This window comes from Alteromonas sp. P256 (genome assembly GCF_036864455.1).
GTDB lineage: Bacteria > Pseudomonadota > Gammaproteobacteria > Enterobacterales > Alteromonadaceae > Alteromonas.
Genome location: NZ_JAZETM010000002.1, coordinates 325,815 through 351,150, shown reverse-complemented (window position 1 = coordinate 351,150; position 25,336 = coordinate 325,815). Strand labels below are relative to the sequence as shown.

General features: G+C 40.3%; 20 protein-coding genes. 10 read left to right on the top strand and 10 right to left on the bottom strand.

Annotated features, from left to right (window positions below; translation table 11 throughout):
* The first annotated feature begins 52 nt into the window (after nucleotides 1-52).
* The 4 genes from V7R39_RS04870 to V7R39_RS04855 all read left to right on the top strand — a co-directional run bounded on the left by V7R39_RS04870 (nucleotide 53) and on the right by V7R39_RS04855 (nucleotide 5,639).
* Nucleotides 53-2,524 (top strand): right-handed parallel beta-helix repeat-containing protein, encoded by a 2,472-nt coding sequence (locus V7R39_RS04870; protein ID WP_334028754.1) that lies wholly within the window; start codon nucleotides 53-55, stop codon nucleotides 2,522-2,524.
* Between the two features lie 208 nt (nucleotides 2,525-2,732).
* The gene (locus V7R39_RS04865) at nucleotides 2,733-3,434 is read left to right on the top strand and encodes a hypothetical protein (protein ID WP_334028751.1); all 702 of its coding nucleotides are present in this window, start codon (nucleotides 2,733-2,735) and stop codon (nucleotides 3,432-3,434) included.
* Between the two features lie 156 nt (nucleotides 3,435-3,590).
* The gene (locus V7R39_RS04860) at nucleotides 3,591-4,310 is read left to right on the top strand and encodes a sulfotransferase family 2 domain-containing protein (RefSeq protein WP_334028749.1); all 720 of its coding nucleotides are present in this window, start codon (nucleotides 3,591-3,593) and stop codon (nucleotides 4,308-4,310) included.
* 327 nt (nucleotides 4,311-4,637) lie between these two features.
* A complete protein-coding gene (locus V7R39_RS04855; protein ID WP_334028747.1) occupies nucleotides 4,638-5,639 on the top strand; it encodes a glycosyltransferase in 1,002 nt (333 codons plus the stop codon).
* Between the two features lie 52 nt (nucleotides 5,640-5,691).
* Here V7R39_RS04855 and V7R39_RS04850 read toward each other — a convergent pair whose 3' ends face one another.
* The 5 genes from V7R39_RS04850 to V7R39_RS04830 all read right to left on the bottom strand — a co-directional run bounded on the left by V7R39_RS04850 (nucleotide 5,692) and on the right by V7R39_RS04830 (nucleotide 11,745).
* On the bottom strand, nucleotides 5,692-7,152 hold the full coding sequence (locus tag V7R39_RS04850; protein ID WP_334028745.1) for an oligosaccharide flippase family protein: 1,461 nt from the start codon (nucleotides 7,150-7,152) through the stop codon (nucleotides 5,692-5,694).
* Between the two features lie 48 nt (nucleotides 7,153-7,200).
* Nucleotides 7,201-8,100: a glycosyltransferase gene (locus tag V7R39_RS04845; RefSeq protein WP_334028743.1), complete on the bottom strand. Its 900-nt coding sequence runs from the start codon at nucleotides 8,098-8,100 to the stop codon at nucleotides 7,201-7,203.
* A gap of 72 nt (nucleotides 8,101-8,172) precedes the next feature.
* Nucleotides 8,173-9,279 (bottom strand): glycosyltransferase family 4 protein, encoded by a 1,107-nt coding sequence (locus tag V7R39_RS04840; RefSeq protein ID WP_334028740.1) that lies wholly within the window; start codon nucleotides 9,277-9,279, stop codon nucleotides 8,173-8,175.
* 4 nt (nucleotides 9,280-9,283) lie between these two features.
* A complete protein-coding gene (locus V7R39_RS04835; protein ID WP_334028738.1) occupies nucleotides 9,284-10,603 on the bottom strand; it encodes an O-antigen ligase family protein in 1,320 nt (439 codons plus the stop codon).
* 2 nt (nucleotides 10,604-10,605) lie between these two features.
* On the bottom strand, nucleotides 10,606-11,745 hold the full coding sequence (locus V7R39_RS04830) for a glycosyltransferase (protein ID WP_334028736.1): 1,140 nt from the start codon (nucleotides 11,743-11,745) through the stop codon (nucleotides 10,606-10,608).
* Between the two features lie 453 nt (nucleotides 11,746-12,198).
* On the opposite strand from V7R39_RS04830, the gene V7R39_RS04825 reads away from it, so the two are divergent.
* The 5 genes from V7R39_RS04825 to V7R39_RS04805 all read left to right on the top strand — a co-directional run bounded on the left by V7R39_RS04825 (nucleotide 12,199) and on the right by V7R39_RS04805 (nucleotide 17,360).
* Entirely contained in the window at nucleotides 12,199-12,846 is a 648-nt protein-coding gene (locus tag V7R39_RS04825; RefSeq protein ID WP_438823514.1) for a transglutaminase-like cysteine peptidase, read from the top strand.
* Between the two features lie 2 nt (nucleotides 12,847-12,848).
* Nucleotides 12,849-14,786 carry a bifunctional diguanylate cyclase/phosphodiesterase gene (locus V7R39_RS04820; RefSeq protein ID WP_334028734.1) on the top strand — a complete coding sequence of 646 codons (1,938 nt, stop codon included), beginning with the start codon at nucleotides 12,849-12,851 and terminating at the stop codon, nucleotides 14,784-14,786.
* A 96-nt stretch (nucleotides 14,787-14,882) separates the two neighbouring features.
* Nucleotides 14,883-15,455 (top strand): hypothetical protein, encoded by a 573-nt coding sequence (locus tag V7R39_RS04815; protein WP_334028732.1) that lies wholly within the window; start codon nucleotides 14,883-14,885, stop codon nucleotides 15,453-15,455.
* Between the two features lie 410 nt (nucleotides 15,456-15,865).
* A complete protein-coding gene (locus V7R39_RS04810) occupies nucleotides 15,866-16,885 on the top strand; it encodes an O-antigen ligase family protein (RefSeq protein ID WP_334028729.1) in 1,020 nt (339 codons plus the stop codon).
* Between the two features lie 67 nt (nucleotides 16,886-16,952).
* Entirely contained in the window at nucleotides 16,953-17,360 is a 408-nt protein-coding gene (locus tag V7R39_RS04805) for a 3-phosphoshikimate 1-carboxyvinyltransferase (protein ID WP_334028728.1), read from the top strand.
* Nucleotides 17,361-17,448: 88 nt separating this feature from the next.
* Here the strand turns inward: V7R39_RS04805 and V7R39_RS04800 are convergent, their stop codons facing one another.
* From V7R39_RS04800 to V7R39_RS04780, 5 genes are read right to left on the bottom strand one after another with little or no spacing between them, the layout of a single operon-like run.
* Nucleotides 17,449-18,165 carry a VpsP family polysaccharide biosynthesis protein gene (locus tag V7R39_RS04800; RefSeq protein ID WP_334028726.1) on the bottom strand — a complete coding sequence of 239 codons (717 nt, stop codon included), beginning with the start codon at nucleotides 18,163-18,165 and terminating at the stop codon, nucleotides 17,449-17,451.
* Nucleotides 18,166-18,888, bottom strand: a complete 723-nt coding sequence (locus V7R39_RS04795) for a tyrosine-protein phosphatase (protein ID WP_334028724.1) — start codon at nucleotides 18,886-18,888, stop codon at nucleotides 18,166-18,168.
* A 9-nt stretch (nucleotides 18,889-18,897) separates the two neighbouring features.
* Nucleotides 18,898-21,114, bottom strand: a complete 2,217-nt coding sequence (locus tag V7R39_RS04790; protein WP_334028722.1) for a GumC family protein — start codon at nucleotides 21,112-21,114, stop codon at nucleotides 18,898-18,900.
* A 24-nt stretch (nucleotides 21,115-21,138) separates the two neighbouring features.
* Nucleotides 21,139-21,666, bottom strand: coding sequence for a polysaccharide biosynthesis/export family protein (locus tag V7R39_RS04785; protein ID WP_334029125.1), 528 nt, complete (start codon nucleotides 21,664-21,666; stop codon nucleotides 21,139-21,141).
* A 17-nt stretch (nucleotides 21,667-21,683) separates the two neighbouring features.
* Entirely contained in the window at nucleotides 21,684-22,895 is a 1,212-nt protein-coding gene (locus V7R39_RS04780) for an outer membrane beta-barrel protein (RefSeq protein WP_334028720.1), read from the bottom strand.
* Between the two features lie 578 nt (nucleotides 22,896-23,473).
* On the opposite strand from V7R39_RS04780, the gene V7R39_RS04775 reads away from it, so the two are divergent.
* Nucleotides 23,474-24,928, top strand: a complete 1,455-nt coding sequence (locus V7R39_RS04775; RefSeq protein WP_334028718.1) for an undecaprenyl-phosphate glucose phosphotransferase — start codon at nucleotides 23,474-23,476, stop codon at nucleotides 24,926-24,928.
* Nucleotides 24,929-25,336 lie beyond the last annotated feature (408 nt).

Here is a 25,336-nt window from a genome sequence, read left to right as displayed (position 1 = left end):
TTTATGTAGCCCTAGTTTCTTTTTTCCTGCCTTCAACATATAGGGATTTATCGTGCAATCTGTTTATTCAAAGCAAACTATTTTTCATTTCGGTTTTATTATTTTACTGTCTTCTCTACTTTTTTCTTGTTCGGCTGTGAATAGAAATAGTAACGATTACAACAAAAGTAATCAGCCTGGCGATGCTTTGAACAATTACATCAACACAAATTTAAGCGATGAAAATACAGTAAACGCATTACTAACCAATTACAGCGGGCCCAAAAAGCTAAAACCATTTGTTAAGAAATACAAAAAAGAAATAGCTCAGTTGTATACACAGGGCGTGCTTTCAACTGCTTCATCTGTCACAAAAAAGGACGAGAAAGCCCGTTTTACGAACCTAACCACGAATCAAGCTTCAGCTTTGTTTGCGCTGTACCCCATAGATACAGCTAAATGGATGCAAAAAATTTCAGCCTACTCCGATTTAAGTAAAAGTAATATTTACGAGTCTGCCATAACTGCTGGACTAGACCCGTCAATTGTTTTTACGGCATCCGCGTCTGGCTTTGAAGATACTGCTACTCCTCTAATCAATTCGATAGGTTTAGTTATTTACGGGCAGGATGAAGAAAGTACTGCTACCGTTAAATTTAGGGCTGATGACGATACATACTGGCGTGAAGGGTTGAACCTAGCATGGGAGCCAATTTATGGCTCTTTCGCCGGTAGCATAGTGTATCTAAATGCAAACACTACGTATCATATAGAAGTTAAAATTACAGGTAGCGACGGCAGCGTAGTTGAACATACCTTTCAAACCACAACAAAACCTAATAGTCCTCCTATCGACCCGAATAAAATTTATTATCTTTCAGAAATCTATTCGGGCGGTCAACTAGATTTAGAAGCATTAAATATTGAAGGCAGTGCTGATGGCTACGCCAAAGTAATTGGTGACGGCCCAGTTATTGAAGCAGAAAGCGATGTACTAGCAGCGGTGAACATAGGCAACAATTCTTATGTAATGTTGGAAAACCTTACCGTTAAAGGCGGGCAACGTTATGGCATATTTGCAAAGAAAGCTCACCATATTTGGATTAAAGGGTGTAATGTTTCTCAATATGGCAGGGAACCCTTAGATATTAGGGATGGTGTGGCCTTTTCAAGCACCACTAATAACTCTCCTATCAATTACGACTCTGGCATTTACTTAGAACGAAGTGGTATAGCTGTTATTGAGGAATGTGAGGTACACAGCCCTAATTTGGGCGCTAATAGCTGGGCAGTTGGTCACCCTAAAGGTGCAAACGCGCTTCAAGTTTGGGCATATCATGACAGTGAAAAATATAGAGGCGAGTTTATTGTTAGAAATAACCGCTTTTACGGCACGCCAAATCACAGATTCAACGATGTAATTGAAGGTAGAAAAAACTTTGAAAGACGTGGTGGATTCGTAAAAAACTCAGCTATTTATGGAAACTATTTAGCATACGCAAATGATGACTTACTAGAAATTGATGGCGGCCAGCAGAATGTTTTGGTGTACGATAACGAAATGGAACAAGGCTATGCCGGTATAAGTATTGCGCCAAATATGCTGGGGCCTAGCTATATTTTTCACAACTACATACACAATTTGGGTGACGAAACAGGTAAAGAGTGGACTGCAATAAAAGCAGGCGGATTAATTTCTAAACCTGCTGGTAGAACCTTTATATTTGAAAACTTTATTGATGTAGAGCGTAACGGAATCGCTGCATCAAAAGTAAACAACGACACGACATTTTGGGTTACGACCCAAAACAATATCATACTCACCGAAAAAACCGGCTATTCAGTTGGGCACTGTATTTTTGATAAAGAAAAGTATCTTGGCAGTACAAGTACTAACGATCTTTGTTTTAACGAGAATACAGGTGACGCAAGATACGAATTTAATATAGATAACGTTGTTGAACACCCCTACTCCGATAATTTTTCTTACATAAAGTCACTACAAAGTTCGCCCGAACCTACGTTGTATGTATCAGAAGAATTCAAAATCCCTAACTTCTCGTCAGAAGTAACCTTGGACGCAGTTATCGAACAGCTTCCTACGGTGTGGGAGTTCAAAGCAAGCGAAACGGAGCATACAGGTTTTCCAAAACAGTTTCGTTACGGCACTACTACAATTACCGATGACAATACTGTAACTCTAACCGGGAACAACTGGCAGATGTTTCCTATTAGCTACACACTAACGGAAGACTCTGTATTAGAGTTAGAGCTTGAAGTAGAAGGTAACCCAGAAGTAGTTGGAATTGGCTTTGAGACAGACACTAAGTTAAACAGCTCGAGAGTAGTTAAATTTTACGGAAAACAAGCTTGGGGAATTAGAGGTGAAAATTTCTTTATACCTAAGTCCAGCACTATTTCGTTCCCGATTGGACAATATGTAAAAGGTAAGGTGAATTATTTGATATTATTGCTAGATAATGACGAAATTGAAAGCTGGCGCAATAAGGATAACGTGATTTTTAAGAAGATCACGATAAAGTAGGCGAGCTTAGCAGTAGTTCAATGAAATTTTTAATTCAGCAAGCCTCGAATTTAATTAAAAGTAACTTCAAGTGTCGATTTATTTTACAAACCCCCTAATCAAAATAAAAAAAACACCATAAACTGCTGATACAAAGAGTTTTTTATAAGTGGCTCACAATTTGCTTAAATTATAGAAGCGTAAAAATTTTTATAATTTTGGAGTTACCGTGATCAAGAAAATAATTAAAGCAACCTTAGCAGTGGCAGTACTAGTAACCGCTTTACCGTCAAATGCAGCTGTCATTTTGGCCTCTGATTTTACCGGCACCTCAGGAGATCCTTCGAACGTTTCGTGGATTGAGAATGGAGTAGAGGTAACAAATACTTTGGACCCTCAAACAACAAATTTCTCGTCATTACAACTATTTGATAATTTTGATAATGTTTTCGCTGTTGATTACAACATTCATAATGAAGGAACGTGGTTTGTTGATATCTTGGTCTCAGCAAGCGCTTTTCTAAGTAGCATCAGCTTAGATGTACTTACGCTAGATGCGTCGATATATAACAATGGTGGTCAACTTCAAAACGTTCAACGTGATTTCAACTTATCTCTAGATGTTTTGGAAGGCACTAACTCTTTATTTTCTAGCGCTAAAAGCGTGTTCAGCGGAGACAACAACAATTCTGGATTTGTTCCTACAAAGCCAATTGAGTTTGATTTAAATAACCTAGTTCTTGATGGTGGCAGTGATTATGTATTCCGTCTTACAGCCTTTGGTGCCGGTGGGGGCAACAATGCAGGGTTTGATAACCTTTCGTTAACAGGAACTCCAACGAATTCAGCTCTAGTAAGCGTTCCCGCGCCGGGCAGCCTAGCGATTCTAATGACATCTCTTGCAATTCTAATCTTTCGAAAGAGAAATTAGTTTTATAATCCTCAATTGTACGAAAAAGGCCCTTTTATTAAAAAGGGCCTTTTTTTTGCATTATAATTATTGGAAAGTATTTCCAAATAACCTGCAGTAACATTTCAAAGCAAATGTTATCTTCACGATAGATTGTATAGGATATAGGTTTTCGTTATGCCTTTATATTTAAACAACGAGCAAGCTGTAACCTTTTTACATATTCCAAAAACAGCTGGAACAACAATTGAGTCGTGGCTGAACGAAGCAGGAAGATACCAGCAATTACTTTTTTCTCAAAAAAAGCTTGATGACATGCTTGTCACGCCTCAACACTTGGGCTATCACACGCTAACTGAGCTAACCAAGTCACTAAACAGGCCATTTGAGTATAAGTTTACTGTGGTTCGAAATCCATTCGATAGAATTGTAAGCGAATTTTTTTACAGAATAAAATTAGGTAGTATTCAACTAAGTGGGAATGCCGAGTCACTTTTTTCTGCATGGACAGTACATAATCTGAAAAAATACCAAAAAAAACCTGAACTATTGGATAACCATTTACGTCCTCAATCTTACTATGTGAGTGATGATGTCGAAGTTTTTAAATTTGAAGACGGTATTGAAAACGTCTTAAGTTCTGTTGGCGATCGCATAGGCATACAAGGCAATGTTCAAGTTAAGCCTAAAAAAGTAGGTGAGAAAAAGAGTGTTCGTTGGTCATCTACTGCGATACAAATGGTTCTAGAATTATATGAACAAGACTTTGAAAGGTTTGATTATTCCATGAGTACATCTTCATTAGACATTGAGTCATCAATGTTTAGAATAAAGAAGCATCAGGCGATTTACTATACGAAGCTTATCAAGAAAAAATTGACTGGGAAGTTTAAATAGCAGTCATGTATATAATTTCTTAGTTTATTTATCTGAATACCATTAGCTTACGACCCATCATCTTTCTATCAACATCACAAATAAACTTTTAAACATGGGAATTGTCAATTGAAAACCGTTATATTCTTCGTCAAAAAGTTTCCTGTTCTGTCACAAACTTTTGTTATAGATCAAATCAACGGGTTGATTGAATGTGGAACTAACGTCAAAATAATCTCATTTTATGAAGAGAGGCAGAAAGTACCGCTTCAGTCACTAGAAAAACATAATTTGCTAGACCGGACACGTTTCATTACCCCCCCTAATGCTCAAAAAGTTAAAAAACCCTTGAAGTTACTTTTTCTTCGTTTTTTTTATTTTGCAGTGCGAATCAACGATACAAAGTTTCAGCCCATTGTGGATTTTGTTAAATACGCTGTGAGCGAAGGCAGGGTTAATCTTGCCTATGAAGTCGCCATCACTGCATGGAAGAATAAAAATAATTGCTTTGAAGCTGACAGTATAATCGCTCATTTCGGAAATAACGGCGTTGTTGCAAACAAGTTTTTGTCAGCTGGATTGTTAAAAGGAAAGTTAAATACGGTATTTCATGGGTATGAAATTAGTGAATACGACAATATTGCTTTTTGGAAAGAGGAATACGTTGCTCTCTCTAAAAGTAGCCATCTCCTTCCCATTAGTAACTTTTGGAAGAATAGATTAGAAAGCTGGGGAGCGTCGAGTGATTCTGTTTCAGTGCTTCGCATGGGTGTAGATACCAAGAGGTTTTCTTTCAACGATAAACCTATCTCTTACCCCGTAAAAATAGTGAGTGTGGCTCGTGCTACTGAGAAGAAAGGACTAGAATACGCAATCAGAGCGATGGCCCAATTGAATAATAACTACAACCTTTCAATAATTGGGGGGGGAGCATTGGAAAAGCAGTTAATAGCACTGAGCGAGGAACTAGATGTTACCAGTAGAGTCACTTTTCACGGTGCAAAGCCCCCTAGTTTTGTAAAAACGACTCTTGACGAGTCAGACATATTTCTCCTTCCCTCAGTCATAGACAGCGTTGGAGATATGGAAGGTGTGCCAGTGGCACTCATGGAAGCTATGGCCTCAGGCCTTGTAGTTATTAGCACCCAGCACAGTGGCATCCCAGAACTAATTGATAACGAAAAGAATGGCTTTCTAGTCCCAGAAAGAGACTCTACAGCCATATCCGCAGCAATCGTACAAGCTTCATCATCTACCAACCTATCTATGTTGAGACGAGAAGCAAGAATGAAAGTTGAAAAAGAGTTTAACTCTCATACACTAGCTGGACACTTATATAAATTAGTGTAATCAGCTAGAAAGAGGCTTAACTACAGCGATATATTAAGCCTCTTGTTTCCAACTATTTGATCCCTCGCTTCTTCAAAAACATTGATTTAAGCTCTTGAACTTGACGCTTTGTTTGCGGGTAAAACACCGAGAATGAAAACACTATATAGCTTGCGCCCCCCAGAGCAATTAAAGCTATAAGCATGAAAATGTCGTTGTCTAAAAGATTACTAATCCTAGGTTTTGCAGCCATAACTACTAAAAACATACCAAACGCACTCACGAATGATGGTAGAAGTGCGAAAATTAACAGCTTAATGTCAATATAAATATGCCTTCTTACTATTGCGAATCTAATCGGCATCGCTAAGAAGTTACCGATTACGATACAGGTAAGCATAAATGAAACGCCAAACCAAATAGTACATGCGGCTACAACTACATTACTTATAATGTTAACTAACGTAATATTGAATGCTGCTTTCGTCTGAGCTTTAGATATCAATAAGTTAGGCATAAAATTAGCTATGACCAAAGGAAAAATGCTAAAAGCAGATATGGTCATATACTCTGCGCTTGGAGCGAATTTATCACCGAACGCGATTGTAACGAAAGGATCGGCGATAGCTGCCAAACCCATAAAAATTGGCGTAACAATAATGGATGTAATGGCCACTAACCTTGTGAATAGCGAGCCCACATTAGCGTCTTGACCGATGCGCGAAAAACTTGGGACTACCATTGAGTTGATAGAACTCATCGTAACTTGATTTATCACCACTTCCGCCTTGTGCGCTGCTGCAAGAAGGGCGAAGTTTATAGGCCCGAGTACGACACCAGTAAATAAGTTACTCGCTTTCTTATTTAAAAAGCGTAGTACTACCATCCAAAATAAAGGCAGACAAAACGTAATAAGTTCCTTAAAGTTATCCCTGTCTAGATTGAAGGAGAGCCTAACCTTCGAAACAAAAACAAGTAAGATGTATTGTAAGCTCACGTTAATTAGCTTTCCAATGATTAGCGCCCATATGCCATAACCGAATTCAGCGAGCACTACTATTGAAGTTGCAGAAATAAGCGTTGCACAAAATTTAGCTATGCCCATTTGCTTATTTTTGAACTCGCGCAAAAGTTTCCCTGTTACAACTACTTGCAGACTAGTAATTAGTGTTATTGGGGCGAGGCTAATAATTACTAATGCAGCCAACTCAGAATAGTTATAATAGGCAATAGGGGCTCCAATACCAACCAACAACCCTGAAGCCATAACCCCCATAAAAGCTACAAAGGTCATAGTGCTAGCAGCATACCTGTCTGTCCATTCCTTGCGCTGCACTAAGTTTTGATTTACACCTGCGTTGACGAGAGTGTTAGTGAACTCTACGAAAAGGAAACAAAAGCCAGCTAAACCAAACTCCTCTAGGGTAAGGATACGTGCTAAATAGGCGTATACGAGGAAATCAACTACGTTTATACCAGTCCTTGTCAGGGACATCCAAATACTACCTTGCGTAGCTTTCTTTTTAATCGACATGAATACTAATGGTCCATCAATGGTGTGTTTATTGTGGTTTCAGGGAAATTATTGTCTATTTGACTGCTTGCCAAATGAAAGCGCTACAAGTTCAGTTATACTTACAAGAAAAATGCTAAACAATAAGCCGATCAAGCCAAGTTTACGGCGAATCGATAAAGAAGAATTTTTGATCACCTTCTTACTTCTACCAAAAAACATTTTTAAAAGTCGAATAACAAAGTTAAATTTGTTAAGAATATCGCTCGAAGAGAGCACGGAGTCCCACGTTCCACCAATTATTCGTTTCCTTTTAATTATAAGCTCATTCTTGTTTCTAGAAGGGTGCTCAACAACGGCTTTTTCGCTATAGACAACTGACCCACCTTTCTTAACTACCCTTCCGCTCATCTCAACATCGCCGCCAGACTTAAGTGAAGCATCAAAAACACCTGCTTCATTAAATAGGTTTCGGTAGCAAAAAAAGTTAGCGGTTATACACTTGCCACTCGCTGCGTTGTCTTTTTGCTTCATTGAAAACAAGTTTTCAAAATCGATAGCACTCTGTTCAGTTTTCTTCGAGTCTTCAGCGAAAAATTTTACTTCACCCGCGCTAATACTGTTCGTGTGACCCTCGATATTTTCTAGATGATGATCTAACCAATTTTTCGAAACAATACAATCCGAATCAGTAAAAGCAGTAAAGTTTCCACTGCATACTGATAAACCAAGATTGCGCGCCGCATAAGAACCTGGAACTTCGCAGGTTTCAACGATCAGATCTTTGTATTTTATTTTGAGTTCACTTTCAATCACCGACAATGTGTTATCTGAGGAGCCGTTGTCGACGACTATTACTTCTAGAGAATAATTTAACTGTGCCTGTTCATAGACAGAGGTGACACAATCTATTATGCGCTTCTCGTCGTTGTAAACTGGTATAATTACACTTACTAATGGTTTTGACACTTTCTTCCCTCTGGAAAAATCGTTCCTTAGATGCCGAATGCTATAGCATTCGCTTACACCATTACCATGAACCTATTCTTTATCTTTCGCGATTATTCTCATTGTAGAATCAGTTGTTTCGGCAATGTTTCCCCAATCAAATCGAGCTAAAAAACTTTGCTGGTCTAGTTTTAAATCTAAACTTGCTAACCTGCTAAGTTTAGTCGAAAGCTTATCAATGTTTCCCACGGGAAAGTAACTATCACTTTTAGCCTCAATATCTTTGTTAGGGAATATATCGCTTAGTATTACTGGCGTTCCTGCACTAATCGCTTCCAAAGCTACGATTGGAAGCCCCTCGTGATAAGAAGGTAAAACAAATAGCGTTGCGTATTTAAATAAGGCATGTAGTTCATTTCCGCTTCGACGGCCTGCGAATATTACTTTTTCATTTCCCTTGGCTAATAAAGTTGACGCATATTCATCTACGTGGTCTGCATCACCTACAATTACCAAACGTTCCGCTATTCCAGCTTTATTATAAGCTTGCACTAAGTCGTGAAATCCTTTTTCAGGGACTAATCTACCCACCGCGAGTACGTAGTTATATGGTTGCAAGTAGAGATCTTTTGGAAGGAAAGAGTCGGAAACGTCTTCCGCAAACTTCGGTAACATACCATTCGGAACATATCGAACTTTATCTGACTCATTTGGAAAACGTAATTTGAGGTGCTCCGTTAGGGTCCTCCCAACAACTAAAACAGCATTCCCATACATAATTCCCATTTTTTCGCCAAATCTAAGCACTTTTTTCGCGAATGGGCTCCATTTTTGTCTGTCGTAATCGGCACCATGGTGAGTAACCATAACCTTCATACCTAGCATTCGAGCCAATGGAGTAAAAAGCGCCGGTCCTATAGCATGCAAATGCACGATATCTGGTCTAACAAAAAGCCTTGCGTAAACGATCGCGATGAAAGTGTGTAAAAAGGTTTCTAGCAACTTATGCCTTAGCGCCCAAACGCTAATAACTTCGACGCCTTCATAGCTATATCGCTTCTGACTTACATAAGGTGAACGCGCTAGAACCGTAATCTCAGCTCCTTGCCTAACCATTTTGGGGTAAAGTTGTTGGCAATGAGACTCTATCCCTCCCATCACATCTGGAATACCGCGTAGACCTATCGCGCAAATCTTCATAAAACTAATCCGTTGTTAATAATGCTAATTGATTTCTAAAACTGTACCGCGCTTTTGCTGGCGCGGTATTACCTAGCGAAACGCCTATCAAAATTGCGAAAAATATTAGCCCTTCTATATTCCATAAAGGCATTGTTGCTAAATTCATTGTTAGAAAACCAATCAAAGACAATGGTAGTATTTTTGATAAGCGCTTGTCTTTTACACCAGCGGTAATAACTAGCGAATACGAGCATAGAAATACGAAAGATAGCAAACCTATGTATCCGTACTCATAGAAATAAGATACGAAAGTATTGTGTGCGTAATGCTTGAAAACGCCATTCCATGCTTCTGGTCCATAACCTACCAATTGCCTAAGTAAGTCTGAATTTGTAAGCGCATCTATATATTGGCTCCACAAATATACTCTTGAAGACATGATGTCTTTTTCCGCTTCAGTAAAATATGCAGGCGCTTTAAATATCAAGTCTAAGTTCGACGCTAACATCCCAACGTCGGCAAACCTTTCTCTCATCGTAAAAGAAAGTGCCACAAAAGCAAAAATGAGTAACATAGACACCACCGTGAGAACTGGGGCTTTTTGTGATGGTTTCAAACGCTGCTCAACGAGCGAGTAATAAAAGATTGCAGCTATAGGCAAAATTGTTAAAACCGCAGTCCGATAATTAACGAGTATAAGGAGTAGGGCCGCTAACGTAAAAAGCGAGGTTCTAAATTTAATAGCACTTCTTTCAGTTAACCCAAGCACGAAAATAAAGCTAACGATTATCATAGAAAATGCGGCTTCGTGGTTATATCCACCGATATAGCTCGCTGAGCCGTCATTTTCTGTCGCTTTTACTTCACCAAGCGCAATAGACAGCACCTGCATAGTAACTGGCATAAAAAAGCAAACTAATAGCTTTTTAAAAGTAACATTGTGGCCTTGCACTCTTACCGATAAAAATATTGCCCCAGCTAAAACAAGGAAGTAACACCATTTAACTAAAACATTAATGGTTCCTGGTATCTCCATGTTCACAAAACCACTTATAGCAATAGCCAAAAATAGAAAATAAAAAGGAAGCAGTTTACGCAAAGTGAAAACTGTAAACGGCAAAAAGAATAGCCCTAATCCGGCTACCGATATACTTGAAAGCGCATTAATCGAAAAACCTGCAACAAGCGAGGGGTAGGTAATAGTGTGAAACGCAGATAAAAAGAAGCGCAGCCATATAGCGCAAATAGCAAACGCAAGATACTTATTGCAGTTCCCCGTTATGCTGCGATACACCAAAATGACGCTTATTAGGCCAACGACAACCTTCAACCCTTCAAACATATTTATTGACTAACCTTTTCAATAATGGCTATAACTTTTTGTTGAAAGGCATTGTAAGAAAATTGCTGTGCACAGCTTTTGCTTTTTGCGGCATAAGAAAGCCGAACAGTTTCATCACTGAATGAGCTTAACGCACTTGCAACGCCTTCAGCGTTATTCAACTCACATAGGATACCGTTTTTTTCCTCACTCGCACCAGAAACATGGTAAGGATATTGTTCAGCAATGATTTCAGCTGGGCCCGACTCACAATTGGTAGCAACTACCGGCTTATCTAAACACATAGCTTCCACTATGGCATTGGGGAAACCTTCTGCATTACTGGTTGAAACAAAATATTCTGCCTTGGCCACGTAGGGGTAAGGGTTTGGTTTAAAACCTAAAAAATGCACCCTATCTGCAATGCCCAAAGTTTTAGCTAGCGCTTTAAGCATTGCTTTTTCGTCACCAACACCCAAAATAACCAAATCTTCAACTATGTCAGCCTTGGCGAAGGCATTTAATAGCAGCGAAAAGTTTTTGTTTTTAACTAACCGCCCTACCCCAATAATGTATGGCGCTTTAGGAATGTCGTTAACCGGCTCACTTGCAAGTTCGTGAAGTTGAACAATGTCATAAGGGTTATATAAAAGGGATACTTTTGATTCGGGTACAGCATAGTTTTTAACTAAATCGGCTTTTACACCTTCAGATACCGCCACAACGTTATTTGCACGTTTGTACAAAAGCTTAACAAGAAGTCGACTGATAGCATCTTTCAAACCACCGGATAAGTGGCTGGTGGTATTCACTCGCTCACTTATAATGGCGCGATAGCCTAACGATTTAGCAAGGGCAACATTTAAAAAGTTACTGCGTGTTAAAAAACTAAAACAATATGCTGGCTTAATTCTGCTTAAAAGTGGCTTTAACTGTTTGTAGCCGTTAACTAAACTGCCCTGCGAATTGAGCACGGTTTTGGTCACATACGTTGGGCACGCTTGAGATTCCGGTAAACTATCTAACAGGATAAGGTGTACAGGGGTTTTATTCGCCGCAAAGTAATTTTGTAGGATGAAAAGAAGTTTCGCCATTACTCTCTCAGCGCCGCCGCCCTCTAATGAGTTTATAATAAAAACAGCAGGGCGTGCTGGTTGTTCCATGAAACATCCTTTTCTAGGTTAAATAACTACAAACCGCCACTATTCTAACAGTCTGTATATGAATTGGTAATAAAATTACAAATTCATGAAAAGCCTCTCAAACTTGCACTTCAGTAATTATAAAAAATGCTACTTGGCGCTTGTTGAATGTAAGTCAAAGTATTAGTCCCTACATCAGTACACATATCGTGAATACACATATCGTGCCAGTAATTGATACAGATAAATCTGTTCATTTTGTGTAAAGATCTTTCAAGTTCAGTACAACTTTGTAATGATAAGCGCTTAACCAGGAGCAAAAGTGTATATCAAAAGAATTACGCATTTTTGACATCAACTTTCGTTGCACAAAGTAAGTACGTTTTGCACCAAAAAGACTACACACTCAATGCTTTTATTCATTTAGATAAAACTAAACATCGCGTTTGTGGTGTGTTTGGTCGTGCGCTTCCTATTGTTGCTACGCTGTACTGTCTTAGCACTTTTCCTTCGTTAATTGCGCAGCAAGCCAATGTATTTACTACTGATGTGTATAAGCGCATTAGCAATGTGTACGGTAAGGATGCATCACACGCTGTTGCCGATTGGCGACAGCTTATTAACGAGCTTCAAACTGAAGATTTAGATGAGAAGCTCTATTCAATAAATCGTTTTTTTAACAGGTTCGATTTTGTTGATGACATTGTACATTGGAAAGAAAAGGATTACTGGGCAACGCCTATAGAACTTATAGGAACGGGTGCCGGCGATTGCGAAGATTACGTAATAGCAAAATACTTCTCTCTAATAGAGCTCGGAGTACCAGAAAATAAGTTACGTCTTATGTATGTTACTGCACTAGAGTTGGGGCAACCGCATATGGTGCTTGCCTTTTATGAAACTCCTACTTCCATACCATTGGTGTTAGACAATATTAATAGACGTATACTTCCAGCAAGCAAACGACGAGATCTAGCGCCTATCTACAGCTTTAATGGCAATGGTTTATGGGCAGCAAAAGCAATGGGAACTGGAAAAAAACTAAGAAGCGGCGGCCCCATGAAAATGTGGGACGACATGGTAGAACGGCTAGATACCGTAATGAACGGAGATAAAAAATAACAATGAAATTATCTACCCAACTGAGCACTAGTTTGCTCGTGTTTTTAATATTTGTTTTTGCTGGGTCGTTTGTTATTAACGTAAAGCTTACGCGAGAGTATGTTAATGAACAATTAGCTACCCATGCTCAAGATACGGCAACTTCGCTAGGGCTTTCCATCACCCCTTACTTAGCTGAGCCAAACGGTATGGCCATCGCTGAAACAATGGTAAATGCAATTTTTGACAGAGGGTTCTATCAGTACATAACGGTTACCGACATGGAAGGAAACATGCTGATTGAGCGCAGAAACCCAAACACCGTCAGCACGGTACCTAAATGGTTTACGGAAATAGTCGATGTGACCCCTCCAAGTGAGAAAACAGAGTTAAATGACGGTTGGACGCTTGCAGGAGAGTTGATGGTGCAAAGCCACCCAGGCCTTGCAAACGAAACACTCTGGGAAAGCGTAAAACAAAGCGCGTTTATGTTTTTTGCTGCCTTTGTTTTAGCGTACATTGTTCTTATTTTTATTATTAGTGCTATTACTAAGCCATTAAGTACTGTTGTCGCAAAGATTAATGACATTCAAAATCAAAAGTTCTCTCAGATAAATTATACTCCTTTCACTAAAGAACTGAGTTTTATCACTACCGCTGTAAACAAACTGTCGCTCTCTGTTGAAGCAATGTTTAAAGAGCTCACTCAAAAAGTTGAGCATTTTAAAGCGCAAGCTTATGAAGATAGCTTGACAGGCTTTTCTAATAGAAGTGCTTTTACAAGGCATATGAATGCACTTCTAAGCAGCACCGTACACAGTGACGAGGGTTATATTATTATTGCCCGACTTGCCCATTTGAATACGATTAACACCACGCTAGGTGCTCAAGAAGGTGATGTGTATGTATCTGAAGTAGCAACAGCGTTAAAGAAGACGACTAACGATTTCCCTGAAAAATCCTTTCTATTCCGCATCTCCGGTGCCGACTTTGTGATTATTACTGAAGCGATTTCACAGGATGAATGCGAACGACGGTTACAACTTTTAAGCGACACCTTTAATAAGGTCACTCCGCTAAAAGATGGCTCTAAAGCCGTATGGATGGGCGTAACTAAATTTAATGATGAACAGTCTTTTTCACAGATTATGGAAAATGCAGACAGCGCGCTTATGGCGGCAACCAAACAGGAGTTTGGATGGCAGTTTGCTTCTAAGCTTACCTTCATACACAGCAATACGGCTTGGCGTGAGCGTTTAAATAATGTTTTAGAATTAAAGTATGCCGACATCTTGATCCAACCCATTATGAACCTGCAAGATAACAGCCCGAGCTATTTCGAGGCCTTCGCTCGCTTTAAAGATAAAGACACCGGAAGCATTATTCCTATGTCGCAGCTTATTCCAGCATCTGAACGCCTTAATCTCATTCCTGAGGTCGATAAGTTGGTCGTAAGCTTAGTACTTCAAAAGCTTTCCGGAACACCTCGTAATATTGCCATCAATATTGCAAATGCTTCACTTGCGAACCGAAATTTTAGAGATTGGCTGGTTGATACCTTGGGGCAACACCCTGAACTATGTGAAAGATTGGTATTTGAAATAGAAGACTCCGCCCTAATTCACCACAAAGCACAGGCGATTAGTTTCGCAAAAGCACTGATTGGTATGAAATGCCGAGTAACTATTGAACATTTTGGTGACAATCTTGCTTCTCTTGCAGGGTTGCGGGCCATTCAACCACATTTTGTAAAAATTTCTGGCAAGCTTACAAAAGGAATTCATACCGATAATGACAACTTGTTATTTGTAAGTAGCCTTCTAAGCGTCGCTCGTAGTTTGCACATATCAGTTATTGCCGAGCTTGTAGAGAATGAAGCTGAGTCGGTGGCACTATCGACAGCCGATGTTCAGTTTCAACAAGGTTACTATTTTGCAAAACCTACTTTATGGCAAATATGAAAAAGAAAATTATCAGCGGGCTTAGTGCAATTCATGTACAATGATGCCCAAAGAACGTCAATTTTTATCGACAGACACCAATATTAAGGAGTTTTTATGCGAAACAGTGCATTGTTGTCTCTATTTGTGAGCGCACTTTTACTATTGACGCCTATTTCGCATGCGCAAGAGTCTTCTGTTGCGCCTGGAACTAAGGTAAGAGGGTTGCTTGTTAGCGAAGTGGAAGCTGGAAAAGAATTAAGTGCCGCTTCTAGCGAAGTGAGTAGTACCGTACTCAATGAAGGATTGTATTTTGATGCCACTGGTCGCGCATATTTAGAACAAAACAGGTCGTCTTATGAAAGTATGGTTACTTTGTTGAATGAGAATGCGTCTGGGTTTGAAATTACGATAGCAGGCCTAGATTCAATGCCTGAAATACCGGCGCAAGTTGTTACTATTGCCATGATCTTCTTTCCAGAGAGTGCGGATGAAATTTACAGTATTGCATCACAGATGGGCATGCTGAGCGAAGATGATGCATTATTGGCAGCAATTAATGCGGGAATTGATCCAACAACTCTGACGGCCACTGCCGCAGGTGCGGATGGGAATGATTTTTCACCTCTTGGTGTTGGTACGGGCGCAGCGGGCGCCGGTGGTGGCGATACCACAGTCTCAGCAAACTGATAATAATTACAGGCGCAGTTGAGGCTAAGTAGTCGTTGATAAATCAGCCCTTTCCGAAAACCGAAAAGTTTCTTTTCGGTTTTCTTTTATTCACGCTTTTTTGGTTGCCTCTTTCTCTGGGAGGAAACCGCCCATGGGCATGGTCGTTAATGCAGGTGTCGTTTTTCCTGCAGGGGGCATTGCTTGTGCTTACTCAGCCTCATTTTTGTCAAAAATTGTATGCAAAACATAAATGGTTCATCTTGCTTTGGCTTGGCTTTTTAGCCTGCCAGCTTATCAACATTATTCCACTTCCCTACGCGTTCTTAGAATTTTTGCGACCTGAGAGACTTTCCGAGCTAGCAAATTTGCCAGGGAGTAGCGAATGGATTGCGTTAAGCTTTGATGTTGGTCAAAGCCAAATTACCTTGATGAAGTCTTTTGCCTACAGCGTATTATTTTTTCTTTCTCTATCCCTTATTAACTCACCTCAAAGGCTTAAGCTTACATTAATAACAATTAGCGCGGCAGGTATATGCCAAGCAATTTACGGAAGTTTAGAGGTGCTTTCTGGTATTAAGCAAAGCATTATTTTTGAGTTACCGGTAACGCACATTGCCACTGGAAGCTTCGTTTATAAAAACCACTACGCTAACTATTTACTATTAACCTTAAGTGCGGCCATAGGCTACTTGATCGCAACTATGCATATTACAAAAACTGGAACAAAGAGAGAACGCCTTAGAAGACTTATTAAGTTTTGGCTTAGCAACAAAGTTTTGTTTCGTATAGGCATTATTGTAATGGTAATAGCTTTGGTTATGTCTCGCTCTCGCATGGGGAATAGTGCATTCTTTTTTAGCATGACCCTAACCGCAACCTTAGGCTTGATATATTTTAAACCACGGCAAAAAAGTTATATTACACTGTTTGTCAGCATGCTAATTATCGATATATTGATTGTTAGTAGTTTATTCGGCTTAAAACAAGTTCAACAACGTTTAGAGCAAACCAGTTTCACTCAAGAAAGTAGAGATGAGGTTATTGCAGATGCTTTGCCTTTATTAGGTGAGCACCCATTGTTGGGTTTCGGTGGCGGAACTTTTTATACAATTTATCCACACGTTCAAAATCAAACTATTCAGCATTTTTACGACCATGCCCATAATGAATACCTGCAATTTAGCATTGAGTTTGGGCTTGTTGGCACCCTATTGCTGGCCTTGCTGGTAATTTTATGTGCCAAAAGTAGTATAAGTGCAATTCGCCGGCGGAGACACCCACTCCCAAGAGGCGTAGCATTTGCAAGTTTCATGGCAACAGTGGGAATGGCTTTGCATGCAATCGTGGATTTCCCACTGCAGGCGTCAGCAAATGCAGCACTTTTTATAGTACTTCTGTCATTAGGCGTCACAAGCAAAGCTATATCTATGCGCCCTCAACATAATTAAATTTGATTAATAGCAATGCAGCCTGTCTCATTATTAACTGGTAGCGCTATCACCTAAAGGATTTTTTGTGGTTCTTAAAATTAAACACCCTGTCGAAGAAGAGCCAAACGTGCAGCATATGCTAGACCGAATGCCCAAAAAGGTAGCTGAGTCATTTTCTAACGAACAGCTTACTCATTTAAATGCAGCACTAGCGGGTAGACGCTGGGGTAGTCACAAGGTCGATTTAAGGGGCACTATTGGCCTTTTTAAAAGCAGATACTATTTTGTATTGCTGGCAGGCAGAGACAAGCGCGACTTATCAAGAACTGAAATGCGCATGGGCCGAATTGCCATGGCAGCAGCAGTAACTTTGTTTATAAGCACTTCGTTATTACTAGGGTTAGTACTGCTGTATATTCTTAAAAGCTGGCTTGGCATAAACTTGTTTGAAGACTTTTCACTCGGATTGTGGGATTTCTTGAAGTCCTTATAGTAAATGCGAGTTAAGCGTTACCACTCGCCTGATACTTAACATTCCATACTCTAGAAAAATTGCCCTAAGCCCAAACCACCTTCAAAAACTAGTCATAACTAACGCAGTTGGGGATTTGCTTCCTTACTGGATAAGGCGATGACTTTAGCCATCTACATACCGTTTTTTCTAACGAGTATTTCTCAATGCTCTGTAACACTCTTTCTCGGCTTAATGGGTTTTGTAAACCACGATGCAAGTGTTTTGCTAGCATGCCTTTTATTTTAACATAGTGAATACTTTTAGCGTGAAACATACTGAGGCCAAATTCTGCTATAAAGCTATGCAGTAAGGCATCTTGAGGCCCAACTTTTTGAGCGCTGTCTAAGTAGGAATAAAACTCATCATCTAGCTGGTTTAGCTTCCACTTTGAGGATGCAAGTCCAACCCAGCTCGCCGACCACTTTGGTCTTAAAGTCAGGCTATTGTGATAACTTGCCATTGCACTCTCTAAAAATTGGTTGCTTTCGCTTTTTCTATCTATGAACGCCAACCACTCATACACTTGCCCACGCATTTGAAGGTAAAGTGCATTATTTGGGAAGTACTTTATTGCAGTTTCAATTTTCTTTAACGCTAAGTGTGCTTTATCAATGCTTGCTCTACTTGGCTGCTCTTGCCATTGTTCTACACTGTTTTTAACGCTGTAATATGCGTTTCCCGCAATAAAGAATTGCCCACTCCAAAATACACCCCAAAATAACAAGCCAATTAACAAGAACTTAATCATATTGATGGATAAGGCCTTACTGCGCATCATTGACATTTACTGCTTCGCTGAGCCAACAATGTCACCAGGCGTTTTTATAAACAGCTGTTCTGCATAACTTTTGTCAAACTTAGATACTAGCTCGAATGCCTCTTTCATATCGTTTGGGCGTCTAAATGTGTCATGGGTATCGGAAGCGACAACGTGAAACGCTCTTTCTCTCAATAAAGTGGTTGCAAATTGTTGAACATTTTCGCCGAACCTACCGGTTAGCGCTCCGGCCGTGGCCTGAAATTGACAACCTAAACGCTGAAGCCATAAAAACTTGTGCTGCTCGCTCAATAATTCCCTATTTCTTTCTGGGTGAGCTATCAGTGGTTGAACATTGTGTTTAAGCAACCACTTCACAAGTGAATCTAACCCCTGTGGTAAATGACTGTGGGGCATTTCAAGGAGGAGTATTCGCTTCTCATTAAGCGTACCTAAAAATGGCAGCGCATTTTGTTTATGCCAAATAGGAATTAACTCATTTACTCGGACTTCTGCGGCAAATGAGAAAGTAATTGGAATATTGTGATGGGCTACGTTTTGCTCAAACGTTTTAAAAGCGCTTTCAATAGATGCGTGGGTATTGTCAAAATACCCTTTGTGCATGTGAGGTGTGCACACCATATGGGTAACGCCATTATCCACGGCTTGCCTAGCCATTTCTAAGGCAATATCTAGAGACCTGGCACCATCGTCGATGCCAGGAAGTATATGACTATGAAGGTCTATCAAATAATACTGTTAGCTATTTTTATGACTTGTATATCCGTATTGGTCATAAAAACCTGCATACCTTTGTGCTACATCAGATTTGCGTAAGTCTACTTGATTTAGTACCACTCCATCAAGACGATGACCCACTTGTAAGAATCTAGATAGGCCGGTGTTGATTACCTTCTCGCTTGTGCTGTCAGCTCTAACAACGTAGATAACAGAGTCACAAGAGTTGGCAACTACCATAGAGTCGCTAACGGCCTGCGTTGGGGCTGTATCAATAACTACGTACTTGTATTGGGTTTTAAGCTCTTCTATCAGTGCTTCGAACCCTTTGTCAGACAATAACTCTTGTGGATTAGACGGAATGGTGCCCGCAGAGAGAATATCGATTTTCGACTCATCATCTCTTATCAAACATTCATCAAACGTATGAGTTTTTAAAATGAGGTTAGCAACGCCCGGTTGGTAGTTGGGTACATTAAACTGCTTCCCGACGGTAGGACGACGCAAATCAGCATCAATTAATATAGTCTTATCTAATTGCCCCAATGCAAAAGCCAAGTTTATCGAAACCGTAGTTTTACCTTCTTTTGGCACACTGGAGGTTACCATTATAGCCTGTTGCTCTTTGTCTAAATTGAGCAGAGATAAACTGGTACGCAATGTTCTAACCGACTCGGCAAATTGATGCTTTTTACCATCGAAGAAAGAGCGTATTGGCAAATCGGTTTTTTTCTTGTGCGGCAGCCATGGAATAAGCCCCAACATACGCTGTCCTAACTTTCGCTCTACATCTTCTACTGAGCGAATACCGCTATTTAGCGTTTCCATCACTATGGCTAAAAACACCCCAAAACCTATGCTAAAAACAAAGGCAGCACCAATAAGGAGCTTTTTGTTTGGCTTCGACGGCCCGTAATTTGGCATAGCTGAATCTAGCACACTCGCGTTTGCCGACTCGAAACCGCCTAACTCGTCGGTTTCTTTCAATCGCGTAAAGAAGGAGTTATAAAGCTGTTGGTTAATATCAACTTCTCGTTGTAAGCCTTTACGCTGAGTGTCTAGAGTGGATAGGGCGCGATATTCTGACTTTGCTTTTTCAACTTCTTGCTGCAGTTGTTTTACGCGCTCTTCAGATACTTCATACTGCGTAGTAATGCTTGTTATCAAATCGCTAATTTGGCTATTGAGGGTTTCTTTCACTGAGGAAAGTTCTGCGTTTGCCGCAATCATTCTAGGGTGCTTAGGGCCGTATACTTTACTAAGCTCATTAACCCGAGTCATTGCCCGAGCCTCATCTCTGCGAACGCCCTGAATGGTTGGATGATTAAGCACCTCGGGTAACTTAGACACGTCATCGAGGGAGGTATCATTACGTGTTTGGCGATAAATGACACCATTTAATTTTAGTGCAGTTTGTGCGTCTAACAGCTGGCTACTTAAGCGTTCTAATTCATCAGCAGCTAAACCAACCACGCCGTCAATATTTACCACCTGATTTTGCTCGTAAAACTTTTCGAGGTTGCGCTCTGCAACGTCTAATTTGTCTTTTAGGCCCTCTAGGCTCTCTGTCAAAAACGACGTAGCTTTCGCTGTCATATCGAGTTTAGCTTGTAAATAGTTTTCGATATACACATCAGCAATAGTATTGGCAATTTCAGCAGAGAGCGTTGGAGATTCAGTTGTAACTGAAATTTCCATTACCTGAGTATTCTCTACCATGGATATCGTAACGGCTTTCATCAGGATTGAGACAGCTTTACGTTTTTTCTTTGCTAAGATCTCGGCGTCTGTCAAAACAACAGCCTTTTCTTGAGGAAGGAATGGCAAGAAATCTGATGCAAAGGATTTGAGGCTGTCAATCATCCCTGGCCCTTCATCAGCGGGCATAAAATCAGCATTATTGTACAGTGAGATACTCTCTACCGTTCGCTCTGCTATTTGGCGAGAACGCAATATTTCGTATTGCGTTTGCATATAGTCTTTGCGCTTGGTGTCTAACCCATAAACTTCTTCAATTGAGACAATATTGGCTTTTTCAGACTCGACCAGAATAGTAGTGGCCGATGTGTACATTGGCGTCATACGCAATACTAAGAGTGCTACCAGAACGGTAAATGCAACTGCCAATGATACAATTCTAAATGCGTATCGCTTTATAATTCCAAAATAATGAGCGATATCAATGGTTTCATCTTCGAACACACCATTATTTAGCTCTTCCCTGTTGTTAACTGCCATTTTTTATTCCCAAAAACTACTCAATTAGAAAAAGCGTTGGTTTATGGTGATAATGTCACCAGGTTGTATCATGTCACTCACCGTAACTGTAAATTCGAAAGTTTGACCATCTTTTTCTCTTACAATAGTAATTTTGTCCCTAGCCGCTCTCTCGGTATAGCCTCCAGCAAGTGCCGCAGCTTTGTTAACAGACAGCCCTGGCTGATAAGGGTATCCTCCAGGCCTTTTTACTTCACCATCAATGAAAAAAGGCCGATATTCTACAATTGATACAGACACAGAAGGATTAATTAAGTAGTCACCCAACAATCCGTCGTATATAAGCTGCTCTACTTCAGCCGCCGTCATTCCAACAAGCTTAATCTCACCGAGGAATGGATAGTTTATGGTACCCACATCTGGCAGCCTTACTTCCATCGACAAATCGTCTTGTCCGAACACACTTATACTTACTCTGTCCCCTGAGCCTAGCTGATACTGGCTCATACTAAGGTTGCCCTGCTGCGCTGCTAATGACGAACACATTAAAGCAAGAAAAGCAAAAGAGAACATCGATACTAAATGGCGTTTCACAGCGTTACCTCAGCAGAAATTCCAACTACATTTCTATCGTACCCTATTAAAGCTCGGTTACTGTCACGGTCGTCTAATTGATAAAACAAAGAGAAGCTTAACCAGCGTCTTGCATCATAATTTAGAGATGCAGAGTATCGCATTAGTTCATCATCTCGGTTAGCGAGCACGCTGTCTGTAAGCACGTATTCATCGGTTAATTTGGATACTTTAAACGAAGTACTTAAACGCTGAAGCCACTCGTGGTTCCATGACGCAGAGTAATCTCTACCCCGAATGAAGTTACCTTCACCATTGGTTTCGCGAGTGTCTGCGCTTGTGGTAAACCTGAATGTGGAATAAGTCAAAGGTTGCCACTCAACACCCACCTCCCAGTCTGTACCGTAGAAAGTGCTTCTTGTCTCCGCTTTAAAATCTTTTTCTTTATACCCTGCTTTCGCAAAACCAGTTGTTGCCGCTGTACTTTCCCAAGTTAAACCGACGAGTACCCTAGTTTCATCACTATCTCGCGTGGTTATACCAACCTGATTGTCATATCTCACGTAAGTTTGGGTTACATCTAATACAACATTTGTAGCAGAACCAACTCGGTAGGCCAGCTCGGCTCCGACTCTGTTTTTTACTCGATCGCGGATTAAATAAGCTTGTTCACTTCTATCGTAATCCAGTGTTTGCCTATCAGCTTTTAGGATAATCATGCCATCAGACGTAACCGCGCCATAAGAGTAATCTGCACCTATTGCAGTGCTTTTATATCTGTCTGGCGTTGCAATGTTATTGCCAAGCCCTAAGGAAAAACCAGTTCCTCGGTCTTCATGGCCATCTTCGTACTGCGCTATCGCATTCACACGATGGCGGCTGTTAAGCTCAAAATCGCCAGATGCTTCAAAGAAATGATCAGTATAGTCGTCAGCACTACTTGAAAAATAAACGCCGCGCTCAAGTCGATAGCCAATTTGAACTGGGTTCCCATCAAGCTCAGTCGCTGCAATAAGTTCAGGAGAAAAAATTGACCGCCAGCTGTAGATTTCTGGTAGATCATCCCGCGCGTACGCTACGTTATCAACATAGCTTATTGAAGAGTTTAGAATAGGAATAATATCAAACTGCCCTACTTCTACGCGGCCCGCCTCCTGCGCACAAACATTTATTGGTATTGTGGCGCAAATCGCCGACACTACTGCTATGTTTCGTGTCCATTTCAACATTTCATTTCCTCTGATTTCAACCCAACTGATTCATTTTTGTGCAAAGCACGAACTTCGTTGCCTTTCAAAGCCGCAAACGCCGGAGAAAAGGACTTTTCATAGTGCACATCTATTTCATTAACGTAAGTGATGCAAGCAGCACGCCCATTTATCATTTTAAGCTTAAATGTAATAAGCCCGAGCGTTTAACCCATTTACATGGCAAGTACTGTTAGCCCTCTGTCCAAGCTTTAAATCACTAATTAAAACCAGTTTTAAATTGTGCGTTATGCTATCTCATTTATGACACAGATGGAAAGAATTAAGGGACAAACAGGTACTCATTGAGGAATCTTTCGATAAATTTTGTAATAAAATTACATGAAAGTTATAATAATCGTTAAATACGTGTAATGTATAAAGTAGTATATCCTTTAACCACTCGTGATTTAAATTACTTCATATAATTTCTTTTTTCGGTAGATACAAGTAAAGGCTCAGTTTTTGCTTAGACATTACAATGGCCTTTTCTAAAAACAACTTCTCTTGCAGTTAGCAAGCGCCTTTGATTTCAACCAAGCATTCCGAGATATTTAAAAATGGATAATAAAGTAGACCCAAACAAAGCGATTAAATCTCACCCAGTGGAGTCATCGAGTAGTGGTGGTCTTGTGGTGAGAAATCAAAGTGGGTTTTCTACGTTTTACAGACTGATTGACCTCTCAATCGTTACGTTCTTCTATTACGCTAGCGCCTATTTTTATGGTGTCCCTGTCGACGCTACCAGCCTCCTACTCCTATTCATCAATGTAGTCTGTTTCCAAATTTCAGCAGAAGGTGTTGAGCTTTACCGCTCTTGGCGTGGACACAGAACGCCAGAAATGCTGCGAGCAGCGGCCATAACATGGGCAATTACCATTTTTGCAACGCTCACGTTAGGGTATTTTTTCGTTTCAAATATTAGTCTTCCAGCTCCCGCCATTTTACTTTGGTTCGCTTCATCTTTTATCGCTCTTATCATTTGGCGATATGTAATGCGAAAGTTTTTGTTCAGGATTCGAAAAAGTGGTCTTAATTCGAGGCGTTCGATCATTATCGGCGCCACACCAGTAGGTGCGAATGTCGCTTTACAGATACAGAATAACGAACACTTGGGTATTCGGTTCAACGGAATTTTCGACGATAGAGGAAGCGACCGCCTTCCCCATGAGCTGCAAAATACGGTACTGGGTAAAATTGACGACGCCATTGAAATGGCAAAACGTAATGAAGTGGATTATATCTACATTGCATTGCCAATGAGTGCCGAAAACCGCATACGTACTATTTTAGAACAGTGCAGCGACACCACAGCGAACGTTTATGTTATTCCAAACTTCTTTATGTACAACTTACTCAATGCACGCTGGCAAACCGTAGGCAATGTGCAGGCATTGAGTGTTTACGACACGCCTTTTCAAGGTGCAAGCGATGTATTAAAGCGCATTGAAGATGTTGTACTGAGCATTGCCATTCTTGCACTAATTTCAATCCCTATGCTTTGCATTGCCGCAACAGTGAAAATGACGTCCAAAGGCCCTGTTATTTTTAAACAAAAACGCTATGGGTTAGATGGTAAACAAATTACTGTTTATAAGTTTCGTTCGATGACAACGCAAGATAATGGCGCAGTGGTAAAACAAGCTACCAAGAATGATGCGCGCTTAACAAAAATAGGTGGTTTTTTGCGACGCACCTCGCTTGATGAGCTACCTCAGTTTATCAATGTTTTACAGGGGAGGATGTCTATTGTCGGTCCCCGCCCTCATGCTGTTGCTCATAATGAAGAATACCGAAAAATAATTACTGGCTACATGCTGCGTCATAAAGTTAAGCCAGGCATTACTGGTTGGGCACAAGTAAACGGTTTGCGTGGCGAAACAGAAACCACTAACAAAATGGTTCAGCGGGTTGAATACGACCTAGATTACATACACCGCTGGTCTATTTGGTTCGACATGAAAATTGTATTTATGACTGTGTTTAACGGTTTCTTGAATAAAAACGCTTACTAGCTAGTTGGTTGTATTTAGCGCAGAGAGGTAATTTCTGCGCTTTATTCTCTTCACTATTTCTTAGAGTAGAGTATTTTAATGTAGTGCAGTCTCGTGCTTTTTTGGTTCAAATCTTGTTCATAGCTAATCCCGCTTAAACCTGCTCCCTGTAGGCTTATAAAAGCCTCGGCCTTGAGTCATACGAATAGCCCACCTCCCACTACAAAAGATAAGTTTTTATAAACTCTTCAGTGCCGTAATTTTTCTATGTCAGCACTACATTACATTGTGCATATGAAATTTTTAGCGTGACTAACTTTTGCATTTGATAAAAGGGAAATCGTACTAAAGAATTAACGTCACACCATCTGGAAACCTCTATATAACGACTCGGTTATATAGTTAGTTGATGACCTTTTACGTCAAGAG

What these genes read in the sequence shown, in the direction of transcription:
- V7R39_RS04860 (WP_334028749.1), top strand. Translation starts at nt 3,591, where the DNA reads ATGCCTTTATATTTAAACAACGAGCAAGCTGTAACCTTTTTACATATT.
- V7R39_RS04850 (WP_334028745.1), bottom strand. Translation starts at nt 7,152, where the DNA reads ATGTCGATTAAAAAGAAAGCTACGCAAGGTAGTATTTGGATGTCCCTG.
- V7R39_RS04840 (WP_334028740.1), bottom strand. Translation starts at nt 9,279, where the DNA reads ATGAAGATTTGCGCGATAGGTCTACGCGGTATTCCAGATGTGATGGGA.
- V7R39_RS04835 (WP_334028738.1), bottom strand. Translation starts at nt 10,603, where the DNA reads ATGTTTGAAGGGTTGAAGGTTGTCGTTGGCCTAATAAGCGTCATTTTG.
- V7R39_RS04830 (WP_334028736.1), bottom strand. Translation starts at nt 11,745, where the DNA reads ATGGAACAACCAGCACGCCCTGCTGTTTTTATTATAAACTCATTAGAG.
- V7R39_RS04820 (WP_334028734.1), top strand. Translation starts at nt 12,849, where the DNA reads ATGAAATTATCTACCCAACTGAGCACTAGTTTGCTCGTGTTTTTAATA.
- V7R39_RS04815 (WP_334028732.1), top strand. Translation starts at nt 14,883, where the DNA reads ATGCGAAACAGTGCATTGTTGTCTCTATTTGTGAGCGCACTTTTACTA.
- V7R39_RS04810 (WP_334028729.1), top strand. Translation starts at nt 15,866, where the DNA reads ATGAAGTCTTTTGCCTACAGCGTATTATTTTTTCTTTCTCTATCCCTT.
- V7R39_RS04800 (WP_334028726.1), bottom strand. Translation starts at nt 18,165, where the DNA reads ATGTCAATGATGCGCAGTAAGGCCTTATCCATCAATATGATTAAGTTC.
- V7R39_RS04790 (WP_334028722.1), bottom strand. Translation starts at nt 21,114, where the DNA reads ATGGCAGTTAACAACAGGGAAGAGCTAAATAATGGTGTGTTCGAAGAT.
- V7R39_RS04785 (WP_334029125.1), bottom strand. Translation starts at nt 21,666, where the DNA reads ATGTTCTCTTTTGCTTTTCTTGCTTTAATGTGTTCGTCATTAGCAGCG.
- V7R39_RS04780 (WP_334028720.1), bottom strand. Translation starts at nt 22,895, where the DNA reads ATGTTGAAATGGACACGAAACATAGCAGTAGTGTCGGCGATTTGCGCC.
- V7R39_RS04775 (WP_334028718.1), top strand. Translation starts at nt 23,474, where the DNA reads ATGGATAATAAAGTAGACCCAAACAAAGCGATTAAATCTCACCCAGTG.